The sequence below is a fragment of the Vibrio sp. 10N.222.55.C7 genome, assembly GCF_041473335.1.
GTDB lineage: Bacteria > Pseudomonadota > Gammaproteobacteria > Enterobacterales > Vibrionaceae > Vibrio > Vibrio crassostreae_C.
This window is the reverse complement of the sequence record NZ_JBFRSC010000008.1, coordinates 96,857-108,476: the sequence shown is the minus strand read 5'-3', so window position 1 is coordinate 108,476 and position 11,620 is coordinate 96,857. Positions and strand designations below refer to the sequence as shown.

The window sequence follows — 11,620 nt, the reverse complement described above, 5'->3', positions numbered from 1 at the left end:
TGCTATTCAGTAAAATATCCCTAGTAATGCGAGTGACTTTTAATGATAATGAGAGTGCTTATCAATAATAGTATTTATCAATAAAATGTATTTGACCTTCTTCTATAGTAAATGACTACAATTATGAATCTTTTAAAAACTAGCCTAGCGCTTGCCATCAGTTTGGTTGCAACGTCTTCTATGGCAAACAGCTTGGATCAAGCTCAATCAATTCAAAACAAGACCAATAACGCGTCGGCTTCGAGCCAAAAGGTTATTGATAAAAGCTCACAAGCGACTTTAATGCTGCAAGCTGAGATTGAGCGTCTGCAAGAAGAAGTTAAAAACTTAGAAATCTATCACGATCACCTTGCTGCATTGGTTGAGAGCCAAAACCAAGAAGCTCAAAGCATTGAAGAGCAGATCGAAGAAATCAAATACACACGCCAAGGTGTTGTGCCATTGATGTATCAAATGATCGATGGTCTTGAACAGTTGGTAGAGAAAGACGTGCCGATTAAGAAAGAACAGCGTCTAGAAAGAGTAGAAAAGCTACAAGCAATGATGACTCGTGCTGATGTGAGTGATGCTGAGAAGTATCGTCGTATCCTGGAAGCTTACCAAATCGAGATGGACTACGGCATCAAGCTCGGTGCTTACCAAGGCCGCGTTGCATTGAGCAACGACAGAACGATTGAAGCTGACGTGTTGCACCTAGGTCGTATCTCTTTGGTGGCTCGTAACCTAAATGGCAGCCAATATTGGTCTTGGAATCAAACACAAAATCAGTGGCAAGAGCTAGATTCTTCAATGAAATCTGAGCTAGATAAAGCTTACGACATTGCAAGCCAACAAGCGGCGCCAAGCCTAATTACTTTACCTGTTTCTTTAACTGTTGCGGAGGTTAAGTAATGAACTTAAAGCCATTAGCAGCATTGCTTTGCATTACATCACTTTCATTTTCTGCTTTCTCAGCTTCAGACTCAACGGCTCAGCTAGTTAATAAAGCAAAATCAGAGAGTCGAACTCAAGCTTCTCACAACGTAGTGCGTGAAGCTGATTTCAAAAAGACAGAACAAGAACTGAAAGCGATCAAAGCTCAGCTTGAAGCGAAGCGTACGTCTATCCAAGGTGCGACAGATGTTCTGACTCAAACGTTCAGTGATAACGAAAACAAGCTTGCTCGCTTAGAAGAGAAGCTGCGTTTAGAAACCGGTAGCTTAGGCGAGCTGTTCGGTGTCGTTCGTCAAAACGCAAAAGAACTCGGCGCAGAGCTTAGCTCAACCGTGAATAGTGTTGATCGTGCTGAACACACTGCAACTGTTGATCAAATCATTGATGCTAAATCACTGCCTTCAATGCCACAGCTGACCGGTTTGTGGATGAGCATGGTTGAACAGATCCAAGCGAGTTCTGAGCTTAGCAAATCTCAAATTGCATTCATTAATGGTGAAGGCAATACAAACAAGGTTGACGCTTACCGACTAGGTTCGATTGGTCTTGTGACAGAGCAAGGTTATGTTAGCTGGAACACTCAGCGTGAAGATGCGATCGCTTACCTTAAGCAACCACAAAATGGTCCAACGTTAGCGTCACTTTCTTCGTTAGCGAATGGTGAAGTATCTAACGTGGTTGTCGATCCTTCTCGCGGGTTTATGCTAGAGCAATTAGCACTTACGCCAAGTTTAACTGACCGTCTACAAGCGGGTGGTGTGGTTGGTAAAGTGATTCTTGGCCTACTAGCTATTGGTCTAATCATCGCATTAGTTCGTGGTGTCTCTCTTGCTATCGCACGCCAGAAAATTCGCGCGCAACTTAAGAACCCTGAGCAAGCGGGTGATAACCCACTAGGTCGTGTTCTTGCGATGTACAACAAGGAACAAAACCAAACGGTTGAAGCGTTAGAGTTGCGACTTTTAGAAGCGGTAGTTGATGAGCAGACTCACCTAGAGAAAGGTCTATCGATGCTTAAGCTATTGGCGGCACTAGCACCAATGTTGGGCCTTTTAGGTACAGTAACCGGCATGATCGAAACATTCCAAGTGATCACTCAGTTTGGTAATGGCGACCCTAAAGTTATGGCGGGTGGTATCTCGATGGCGCTTGTAACTACGGTACTTGGTCTGGTTGCGGCAATGCCTCTTCTACTGGCACACAACATTCTTAGCACTCAAGCAGAAAACATTCGCAATATTCTTGAGAAGCAAGGTATTGGTCTTGTTGCTGAGCAGGCTGAAAAGACCGTTGAATCAAACGCTGTTGTTTCACCAGTTGGGACTGCTGCGTAATGGATATTTTGTCGGGTTCTCTATTACCAGCGAGTTGGTTAACGAGTGACTGGCTGCTGTCTTTATCAAGCTTTATGGAGCAGGGCGGTTTCGTCCTGTGGTGGCTAGCGGCTGTCGTCCTAGTGTATTGGGTGCTTGTGGTAGAACGTGTGCTTTATCTTGCGTTCTACTTTCCTAAGCAACGCCAAGCTTGGATAGCGAAATGGCATGAAAGAGAAGATCACTCTTCTTGGCATGCCAAAGCCATTCGTGAAGGTTGGTTAGGGCAAGCGAGTATCTTGCTTAACCAAAACTTGAATTTTATTAAGCTGTTAGTCGCTATTTGCCCGATGTTGGGCTTGCTAGGCACTGTAACCGGTATGATCTCTGTTTTTGATGTTATGGCGACACAAGGCAGCAGTGACCCTAAATTGATGGCTTCAGGTATCTCGTTAGCAACACTGCCAACCATGGCAGGCATGGTTGCAGCGTTAGCGGGCATGTTTGTTCACGCTCGCTTAGCGAAAGTGTGTAACCGCTTAGAATTGAAATTAGAAAAATCTTTAAGGAGTCAACGATGAGACTCGGTCGACGTCATTCTAAAAACGAAGAGGCTCAAATAGACCTTACTTCGATGCTTGATATTGTCTTTATCATGCTTATTTTCTTTATTGTGACCAGTTCATTTGTTCGTGAATCAGGGGTGGAAGTCAATCGCCCACAAGCGTCTAACGTAGTAAGCCAAAAGGATGCGGGTATCTTTGTAGCGATTACGTCTGCGAATGACATCTTCATCGATAAACGTGTTGTTGATGTTGAACGTGTTCAAGCGACGTTAGAGCATTTATTGCTAGAACAACCTGATGCTTCTTTGGTCATTCAAGCGGATGAACACGCTTACAACGGAACCGTTGTTAAAGTGATGGACGCCGCTAAAGGTGCGGGTGTTAAAAACATTGCGCTTGCTGCTGAAAAGCGATGATCTTGGAGGATCTTCATAAATGATTCGCCTATTTCTTGCTTTACCGCTAGCGGGTGCATTGGGCTTAGCGCTGTTTTCTTTCATGGCTTGGATGGTCGATAATGGCCACCAACGTTCACCAGACGATAGCGAGACGTTAAGTTTCAACATGGTAATGGTGGAACAAGAACAAGAAGTTCAAAGAAGACAACGTGCAGTCCCTGAAAAACCAGAAATGCCAGAGCCGCCACCGGAAGCGCAAACGTCTCAGTCACAAGCTGAAGTTACGCCTCTGAATTCGATGTCTTCATTACCTTCTTTGGATTTGAATACATCCATTGACGGCCTAGCGATTAACGCGCCGACATTTTCTGATTTTGGGTCAAACCAACAAGCAATGCCTCTGTATCGAGTAGAACCTCGTTACCCACCTAAAGCGCTGAAGCGTGGTGCTGAAGGCCATGTGATAATGTCTTTTACCATCGACGAAACGGGACGCCCAATTGACATTCAAGTCACTGACGCAAACCCACGTCGTATGTTTGAACGTGAAGCGATGAGAGCACTTAAAAAATGGAAATATCAACCGAAAGTCGTCGATGGAAAAGCGATAGCTCAGGTTGGTCAAACCGTGAAACTAGAGTTTAAGTTGGCAAAATGATGAAACAGATATGGATATTAGTGGGCTTGTTGTTAATGCCCCTTACAACACAGGCACAAGAGCTAACCCAATATACTGCTATTCGTGTTCAAAAGGCGCATAAGCTTGCTCAAGATGAACAGGTTAAACAGGCCATTGACGTACTAGCAGGTTTAGAGCTTTCTAAGGGCTACGACAAAGCGTACGTAGCTCGTATGCTAGGTGTTTTTTACTGGCAAGATGGCAAAACCGATAAGGCGATTAAGCAGCTTACATACGCCGTCGATACCAATTTGCTGGTGGATGAACAAGCTTGGATAACGAAGCGTATGCTTGCGGATCTGTTATTAAACGATCAACAGTTCAAAAACGCGCTTCCACATTACTACGAGTTAGTAAAAACAGCGCCAGAGGCAGAAAAGAAAGACGTGCTTTGGATGCGAATTGCACAAGCGGAATACCAAATCGAAAACTGGTCAAAAGTACTGGTTGCTATTGGTAATCGCGACAAGTTCAATGCGAAATCAGAACTGTCGCCTCTTTCGCTAAAATTGGGTGCACAACTACAGTTAAAGCAATGGAAGCAATCTATTCCAACACTGGAAAGCCTGATTGAACTTCAGCCAGAAAAAGACAACTGGTGGCGTCAACTTGTGGGTATTCAGTTAAGACTAGAGCGTAACCGCGATGCATTGAACACGTTAGCGTTGGCGGATCTACAAGGTGTTGAGCTGAAAAACTCAGACCGCCGATTACTGGCTCAGCTTTATGCTAAACGTGGTATTCCAGAGCGTGCAGCACAAGAGATCGCTAAGTTAGATGATGCGAACAGCGATGTTCAACTCCTGGCTGAGCAAGCAACCTACTGGCAGTTAGCGAAAGAGTGGGACAATGCGATTGAAGTATGGACGTTAGCGTCTAAAAAGGACACGCAATATCATTGGAATGTGGCTCAATTACTGGTTCAGCAAGGTTACTACGATCGTGCTCTGGTTGTTTTGGATAAAGTGAAAGACAAGAACAAGCAAGCTGATGTTGCTTTAGCGAAAGTACGTTCATGGTACAAGCTAAAGAATCTTGATAATGCTCTTGCTCAAGCGAAACGTGCGAACAACATTGAGCCTTCTTCTGAGGCAAAAGGTTGGATTAAATATCTGACTCAGCTAAGAACAGTGAGTGATAACGGCAACGTCTAACTGCGAATAGCACAACAGAAGACAAGAGAAAGTAATATAGAGAAAAGGGTGTCATTTGATGGTTCAAATGACACCCTTTTTAATTTTGGCGGTTAAAGCTTTTTGAACTTTATCGTTCCAATGCGGCAGTTAAGGCTCGCACATCGTGCCGCTGGACGTAGCACTTTGAATCACGCCGCTGGTATCAGCAACCCAATTAATGGTGCAGTCACGATAAGGGTTTTTGAATGCGTGTACTGTATAACCATTGTCTAACGGTTTCTTGGTTTCAATCCAAGCATAGTTTCGAGACGCCCAAAAACTGATAGGGCGTGACCGTTCGGTGAGATAACGTTCTTGTACATCGGTTATGTCTGAACCGATGTATTCTTGAATATGTTCTTCCGTGCTGATTATTTGGCTGGTGCACGCCGTCACTAGCGCAGCAAAAGCCAAAACAAAAATACGCATTTCAAATCCTTTTAAGCTTCATTAGCTATCATCAAACCAGTGATCAAATAGTCCCAACTTTCTATCCTTAAAGCTACGACTGTTACCTTAAACCCATCTCAATCAAGCATGTTGAGATTGAGCTTTTTTGAGCTTTGACCCTGTTATCAATAACCTCTAATAAAACGAATCAAATCCCTTTAGTACACGTTAGCAAGAATATGCATACAGTTCGATTACTTCCCATGTAATGTTATGTAAATTTCCTTACGCCACTCGGCAAACGTAAACAATGTAAATTGAATGCCAATACGAATGATTATCAACTAAATTGTCGCCATAAAATTTATAGGTATTGGTTTGTATGTCGTTAAAAAGTAGGGCGGTTCAGTCATGGGCTCGTCGACTTCATGTTTATATTTCTATGGCGCTTCTGTTCGTGGTTCTTTTCTTCTCAGTGACAGGTATAACCCTGAACCGACCTGAGTTATTTGAATCAAGCCAACCCAATATCCAACGCTCTACGCTAACGCTTCCTACTAGTTTATTTACGATCCAAGACGGCCGTTTAAAAGCTGACGAGACAGCCTTTGAAACGTTTCTGTTTGAAGAAGCTAACCTCTCCGGCGTTCCTTCAGGTTTGGACATCTACGCAGAGATCGAAGACGGTGAGTTGCTCATCGGTGAAGTGTCTATGGACTTCAAAGGACCGGGCTACAACGCTTCCGTGTTTGTTGACGTTACGTCTGAATTTGTAGAAGTCGAAACCACGAATTACGGCGTTATCGCATTGTTGAACGATCTACATAAAGGTCGTAACAGCGGTGAAGTATGGAAATGGTTTATCGATATCACTGCGCTACTGATGATCTTCTTTGTGCTTACTGGCGTGTGCTTACTGTTACCTAAGAAAAAAACACTCAATACCTCCATTAAATGGACGGTGTTTGGGTCTGCAATCTCATTGGTTATCTATTTTGTCGCCGTGCCTTAACGCTTGATTCGATTGATGAATCGGATTGAAGAACGAACTTAAGGTTAAACGGATTTTAAAGGTTGTTAAAAATGAAAAAAATGAACTGGAGCAAGGCGCTTCTTGCTTTATCTCTTTTGCCAAGCCTAGGTATGGCACAAGCGATTCCTGATACGGCAAAACTGGATGTCAGCTTTGAGCTTCCAAAGATTGATACCTCTATGTATGCACGTCCTTATGTGGCGGTGTGGGTAGAGAATAGCGAACGAAAGTCAGTGAAAACCATCGAGCTTTGGGTCGGTAAAGACGAATGGCTTAAGGATCTGCGCAGCTGGTGGAGAAAGGTTGGCCGTTACGATCGTGAACTGGTTGATGCTGTGACGTCTGCAACACGTCCTGCTGGCCAGTACCGTTTCGTGTGGGATGGTAAGAGCGACAGCGGTGAAACGTTAGAACAAGGCGAGTACACGGTTCATATCGAAGTGGTTCGTGAACACGGTGGCCGTAATTACCTTCGCCAAAAAGTATCACTCGCAGATTCAAACATATCTTACGAATTAAAAGCAACGGAAGAGACGGGTGAAATCACCCTGAACTACATCGCTAAATAGTAAGTGCGAACAGTAACTAGCAAGTGCGAACAGTAACTAGTAAGTACGAACTAAAACCAAGCTGAACAGAATAGACAGTGGTCATCGTAGGCTCAGATAGAGCGACACGGCTAACAATTATAAATAATGGAATTGAACATGATGAAACAGACAAAAATCAAAGCACTTGCTCTAGCGGGTGTGATGGCATTCGGTCTAGCAGCAACGACAACGGCACAAGCTCACCCACGTTGGATTTTGCCATCTCACTTTACTGTATCTAAAGAAGGTGGTGATTGGCTAACGTTCGATGTTACTGCGTCTCACGGTACGTTTGTTTTTGATAAGCCTGCTGGCAGCGAAAATGCTCATGTCATCATGCCAGATGGCCGCAGCGAGCGTCCTAACTTCGTTATTCGTGGCAAGCGTCGTTCAATCTTCGACTTCTATTTTGAAGAAGAAGGTACACACAAAGTGGTGATAAACAATGAGCCTTCTTACTACACGCAATACAAAGCGGGTCGTCGTGACACAGTGAAATGGATTAAAGCAAACAAAGCGGAACGTGATTCAGTTCTTCCTGAAAAGTCGCGTGACGTGGTAACACAAATTAGTTTCACCCGTGCAGAAAGCTACATCACAGTGGGTAAGCCATCGGATTCAGTATTTAAGATTGAAGGCAAGCTACTTGAAATGAAGCCAGTCACGCACCCTTCAGACATCATTGAAGGTGAACCAGTAACGTTCCAATTCTTCTACAACGGTGAAATTCAAAAAGACGTGAAAGCGGAGATCACTCGTGAAGGCACGCTTTACCGCAACCACCAAGAACAGATTGATGTAGTGAGTGATGAGAACGGCGAAATCACGTTCACTCCAGACGTGGCTGGTCGTTACGTAATGAAAGCGAACTACAAAGGTGAGTTGATTGACAACCCACTGGCAGACAAAGCAAGCGCGAACGTTCACCTGACGTTCGAAGCACTGCTTCAGTAATCTGTGATATCGGGGCTAGCTCCCTGATTAAGCAATCAAAAACTTAAGGGCTCATTTGAGCCCTTTATCGCTCAGTTTACTACTGAGAATTTGCACTGTGGCTAGGGTATGAACCATGACAATAAAAACAAAACTAAAATCGATAATCACTCCATGCTTGGCACTGGGACTTGGTTTCGCTGCATTGCCTGCGCAAGCACACTTTCCATTGATGAGCTGCTGGTTTGAAGGCAAAACCGTGGCCTGTGAAGCGGGTTATTCTGATGGCAGTAAAGCGATTGATTACGCGGTTGAGATGTACGACTACGAAGACAACTTGATTGCAAAAGAGATGACAGATAAGCGCTCTATCGTTGAGTTTCCAAACCCTGACACTGAGTTCTACCTTGTATTCGATTCAGGCCATGAGTTTCCTGTTGAAGTCGACGTTGTTGAGATCAGCGAGAAATGATGATCCAAGGTGTACGTGCTGACACGGGCGGCAGAGAAGGCAAATGGGTAGGGCTGATCATTGTGTTCATTCTGAGCTTTGCTACGGTCGCGATCCCATTTCATCAAGCAGAAACCCACGTAAAAGCGGTACTTGATCATCAAATTCTGGTGACCGATGTTGAACAAGAAAACTTGGCAATGTTGTCAGAGCTGCGTTTAGCGCATGAAGAGATTCGTGACCTACGTATGGGCTCAGACGGCGAATGGCCGAGTGTTGCATCACTTAAAGATGAATGGGTTGCCCCGTTTGTAGAAGATCAGAGTTGGAAGCGCAAAGGTTCTCATGCTTGGGTACTGGACGAGCGTGGTTATTACTTTTCTACTCCAAGTGAACAAGCTACGCCTACCGATCATGGTTTTGCGGATTCCTTTATTTTAAATGCGAACAGCGTTTCTCCTGAAATCTGGATCTTCTTGGGCGGTGTAGCGAAACAGCCCGCTACTTTTGACCAACACACGCTAGAGTCTACGGGTTGGAAAATGGTCGTGAACGAATCAGAAATTGAACAGCATCATGAAAGCGATGCTCACTAATAATAAGAGAATTACTATGCGAATTATGACTCTGTTCATGTCGTTATTAGCGGTGTTCATGGCACCCAATGCATTGGCAAAAGAATATAAGATCGACAGCAACAAGCTGACGATTGGTATCACGCTTCAACCTTACTACAGCTACGTAAAAGCAGTAGTAGGCGACAAAGTGAACATCCTTCCTTTGGTTGATGCCGGCTTTAATCCGCATAACTACTTGCCACAACCGAACGACTTGAAGAGATTGAGCCAGATGGACGCCATCGTGGTAAACGGTATTGGTCACGATGACTTCGCGCTTAAAGTGATTTCAGCCGCGCAACGTGATGACCTAGTCGTGATCGAAGCAAACAAAGAAGTGCCTCTACTTCCTGCTCTTGGTCAGTCTGTTGGTCAAGGTGCCGTTAACCCACATACCTTTGTTGGGCTTTCGACAACAATTCAAAAGGTTTACACCATCGCGAGTGAGGTCTCTAAGCTCGACCCTGACAACGCGGCTTTTTATCGTAAGAATGCACGTAAATACGCAAAGCAATTTCGCTTTATGAAGCGCGATGCGATGTTGTCATTAGGTGAGTTAGATACTTCAGGTATGAAGGTGGCGACCACGCACAATGCGTATGGGTACATTCTGCAAGAGTTTGGTGTAGATGTGGCGGCGGTGATTGAGCCAGCACACGGTGTTGAGCCAAGTGCGAGCCAACTGCAAGATACGATCGAAAAGATCCGCGCTTCGGGCATTGATGTTTTGTTCTATGAGCTCAACATGCCAAATCGCTTTGTTGACACCATTGAAGCGGAAACAGGTGTTCAGCTTTACCGTTTTTCTCACATGACGCACGGCGAATATGCAGACGATAAAGTCGAAGTTGAGATGAAGAAGAACCTCGAGACGTTAATCGAAGCTATGAAATTTGCGGCGGCGAACCAAGCTAAAAGCGGGAACGCATAATGTTAGGTCCATCGATTTCAATCAATCACCTCGGTCTGCAATACGACAACAACGTCATTCTTGACGATATCTCACTAGAACTTAAAGCGGGTCAGTGTCATGTAATCATGGGGCCAAACGGCGGTGGTAAAACCTCTCTGCTACGCTCTGTTCTTGGTTTGACGCCTTTCTCTGGGCAAATCAATATTCATTGGCCAGAAAAGCAGAGTATTGGTTACGTACCTCAAAAAGCGACCTTCGAATCGAGCTTGCCTTTGACGGTCATGGATTTCGTGTTGCTTAACCAAACTCGAATTCCGCTATTTTGGCGTCGTAAGTCTAAGCAATTGGATCTTGCACTCGCGCAATTGGATCGAGTGGGTATGGCGACACGTAGCGATCGCCGTATGGGACAGTTGTCGGGTGGTGAGCAGCAACGTGTGTTGTTTGCTCAAGCGCTATTGGATAACCCAAGTCTATTGGTGTTGGATGAACCAACGACCGGTATGGATGAACAGGGCGTTCGTTATCTTGAATCGCTGATTCGTGAATGTGTTGACGAGGGTCGCACGATCCTTGCGGTTCACCACGATGTAACCGCAGTACGTCGCCTTGAAGCCAATGTACATGTTGTGAATCGATTCTTGGTTGATAGTGGTCCACACGAACAGGTACTACATCCAAGTAAGATTGAAAGCTTATTCCAGCATTACAGCAGTGGTGCTGCGATGAACAAACCGAAGGAGGTTGCGTAATGGATTGGCTACGACAATTTGCCGTAAGTGGTGTTGAAGCGGGTTGGTTATATGACAGCTTCATGTATGCGTTCATGGTCAATGCACTGGTTGCTGCATTGTTACTGGGCCCGTTACTAGGTGGCCTGGGTACTTTGGTGATTGCTAAGCGTTTGGCTTTCTTCTCTGAAGCGGTAGGCCACGCGGCATTAACCGGTATCGCTATAGGTGTGTTGCTTGGCGAGCCACCAGAAAACCCAATTATTGGTCTGTTTAGCTTCTGTATGATCTTCGCGCTGCTTCTTCACTTTGTAAGAAACAGAACCAATGTGCCATACGATACTTTAGTTGGCGTTTTCCTTGCTTTAGCACTGGCAGTGGGTGCGGCATTGCTGATGTACGTGGCGCGTAAGATCAACATCCACATGCTTGAGAACGTACTATTTGGTTCGATTTTGACGGTAACAGACCAAGACTTAGCGATTCTCGCAGGCAGCTGCGCGATCATTATTTTGCTCTTGATACCGACGTTCAACCGTATTCTTCTAACCTGTATCAGCCCTGATATTGCCAAGGTTCGTGGTTATAACACCAGTTTCTACGACTACTTGTTTGTCATGATGATCACCTTAGTGACGATTGCAGCGGTGAAGATCGTAGGTGCTGTTCTGGTTGGTGCATTATTGCTGATCCCAGGTGCGACAGCTCGCTTGCTAACTAAACGCATGGGCAGCTTTGTATTGCTGTCGGCATTACTGGCAACAGTCGCGTGTTTAGTTGGAACCGTCTTACCTATGGAATTGAAACTACCAGTACCTTCGGGCGCTTCAATCATCATCGTTTCTGCAACGTTTTTCCTAGCAGCAACGCTATACCGAATTGTAAGAAAGGCGTAATC

15 protein-coding genes are annotated in these 11,620 nt (G+C 44.9%); 14 read left to right on the top strand and 1 reads right to left on the bottom strand.

Features of this window, described 5'->3' with window-relative positions; all coding sequences use genetic code 11:
- The first annotated feature begins 123 nt into the window (after positions 1-123).
- From AB4482_RS03110 to AB4482_RS03085, 6 genes are read left to right on the top strand one after another with little or no spacing between them, the layout of a single operon-like run.
- Positions 124-891: a DUF3450 domain-containing protein gene (locus AB4482_RS03110; RefSeq protein ID WP_017062550.1), complete on the top strand. Its 768-nt coding sequence runs from the start codon at positions 124-126 to the stop codon at positions 889-891.
- On the top strand, positions 891-2,267 hold the full coding sequence (locus tag AB4482_RS03105; RefSeq protein ID WP_017067522.1) for a MotA/TolQ/ExbB proton channel family protein: 1,377 nt from the start codon (positions 891-893) through the stop codon (positions 2,265-2,267). The genes AB4482_RS03110 and AB4482_RS03105 overlap by 1 nt, the downstream gene beginning before the upstream one ends.
- Positions 2,267-2,827 (top strand): MotA/TolQ/ExbB proton channel family protein, encoded by a 561-nt coding sequence (locus tag AB4482_RS03100; protein ID WP_010429842.1) that lies wholly within the window; start codon positions 2,267-2,269, stop codon positions 2,825-2,827. Before AB4482_RS03105 ends, AB4482_RS03100 begins: the two co-directional genes overlap by 1 nt.
- Complete coding sequence (locus tag AB4482_RS03095; protein WP_004731145.1) at positions 2,824-3,228, top strand: biopolymer transporter ExbD; 405 nt, start codon at positions 2,824-2,826, stop codon at positions 3,226-3,228. Before AB4482_RS03100 ends, AB4482_RS03095 begins: the two co-directional genes overlap by 4 nt.
- Before the next feature lie 19 nt (positions 3,229-3,247).
- Positions 3,248-3,868 (top strand): energy transducer TonB, encoded by a 621-nt coding sequence (locus tag AB4482_RS03090; protein ID WP_017067523.1) that lies wholly within the window; start codon positions 3,248-3,250, stop codon positions 3,866-3,868.
- Positions 3,865-5,043, top strand: a complete 1,179-nt coding sequence (locus AB4482_RS03085; RefSeq protein ID WP_372180536.1) for a tetratricopeptide repeat protein — start codon at positions 3,865-3,867, stop codon at positions 5,041-5,043. Before AB4482_RS03090 ends, AB4482_RS03085 begins: the two co-directional genes overlap by 4 nt.
- 129 nt (positions 5,044-5,172) lie before the next feature.
- Here the strand turns inward: AB4482_RS03085 and AB4482_RS03080 are convergent, their stop codons facing one another.
- The gene (locus tag AB4482_RS03080; RefSeq protein ID WP_017067850.1) at positions 5,173-5,493 is read right to left on the bottom strand and encodes a hypothetical protein; all 321 of its coding nucleotides are present in this window, start codon (positions 5,491-5,493) and stop codon (positions 5,173-5,175) included.
- 343 nt (positions 5,494-5,836) lie between these two features.
- Here AB4482_RS03080 and AB4482_RS03075 point away from each other — a divergent pair, with 343 nt between their 5' ends.
- From AB4482_RS03075 to AB4482_RS03040, 8 genes are all read left to right on the top strand, one after another.
- Entirely contained in the window at positions 5,837-6,466 is a 630-nt protein-coding gene (locus AB4482_RS03075) for a PepSY-associated TM helix domain-containing protein (protein WP_102428351.1), read from the top strand.
- A 71-nt stretch (positions 6,467-6,537) separates the two neighbouring features.
- Complete coding sequence (locus AB4482_RS03070) at positions 6,538-7,056, top strand: DUF2271 domain-containing protein (protein WP_017062545.1); 519 nt, start codon at positions 6,538-6,540, stop codon at positions 7,054-7,056.
- Positions 7,057-7,194: 138 nt separating this feature from the next.
- Positions 7,195-8,031 carry a DUF4198 domain-containing protein gene (locus AB4482_RS03065; protein ID WP_372180535.1) on the top strand — a complete coding sequence of 279 codons (837 nt, stop codon included), beginning with the start codon at positions 7,195-7,197 and terminating at the stop codon, positions 8,029-8,031.
- A gap of 115 nt (positions 8,032-8,146) precedes the next feature.
- Positions 8,147-8,482: a hypothetical protein gene (locus AB4482_RS03060; RefSeq protein ID WP_017079279.1), complete on the top strand. Its 336-nt coding sequence runs from the start codon at positions 8,147-8,149 to the stop codon at positions 8,480-8,482.
- Positions 8,479-9,057: a DUF6162 family protein gene (locus tag AB4482_RS03055; RefSeq protein WP_372180533.1), complete on the top strand. Its 579-nt coding sequence runs from the start codon at positions 8,479-8,481 to the stop codon at positions 9,055-9,057. Before AB4482_RS03060 ends, AB4482_RS03055 begins: the two co-directional genes overlap by 4 nt.
- Positions 9,058-9,073: 16 nt before the next feature.
- Positions 9,074-10,009, top strand: coding sequence for a metal ABC transporter solute-binding protein, Zn/Mn family (locus AB4482_RS03050; RefSeq protein WP_017069113.1), 936 nt, complete (start codon positions 9,074-9,076; stop codon positions 10,007-10,009).
- On the top strand, positions 10,009-10,743 hold the full coding sequence (locus tag AB4482_RS03045) for a metal ABC transporter ATP-binding protein (RefSeq protein ID WP_372180532.1): 735 nt from the start codon (positions 10,009-10,011) through the stop codon (positions 10,741-10,743). The genes AB4482_RS03050 and AB4482_RS03045 overlap by 1 nt, the downstream gene beginning before the upstream one ends.
- Entirely contained in the window at positions 10,743-11,618 is an 876-nt protein-coding gene (locus AB4482_RS03040; RefSeq protein WP_372180530.1) for a metal ABC transporter permease, read from the top strand. The genes AB4482_RS03045 and AB4482_RS03040 overlap by 1 nt, the downstream gene beginning before the upstream one ends.
- The last annotated feature ends 2 nt before the right edge of the window (positions 11,619-11,620 follow it).